1 protein-coding gene is annotated in these 358 nt (G+C 61.2%); it reads right to left on the bottom strand.

Annotation, left to right across the window (positions count from 1 at the left end):
* On the bottom strand, nt 1–358 hold a 358-nt coding region (locus tag ACPYOG_RS19280; protein ID WP_481295744.1), incomplete at both ends, for a hypothetical protein.

The following is a 358-nucleotide window of genomic DNA, read 5'->3' on the forward strand; positions in this document are numbered from 1 at the left end:
GCGCCAGCTTGCGGACTTCGTTGCGCGAGGCAATACGGTCGCCGCCGAGAAGCTCCAACAGCACCTGGCGGGCCGCGGGCGTGATGCGGAGATTTTCATTTGCCAGCTCAGTATCGATGAGACCGTTGAGCGCGCGAATGTCGTCTGCGTAGCAGGGAATTGTCGCGACCGCGCGAGAAGGTTCGGCTACCTTGCGCAACCCCGCCCCCTTCTTGAGATCGCCTGCCTCGACGATAACAAAACTCGCATCCGGCGGGTTATCAGCGATGATCTGCAACGAATCGACGAGGCTTTTTTCGTTGGCGGCGCCGCGAATCCAGACGAGCTTCTCGCCGCCGAACAGGCCGATCGCATTGAC

It is taken from the genome of Leifsonia sp. HAY1-4F, assembly GCF_056755275.1.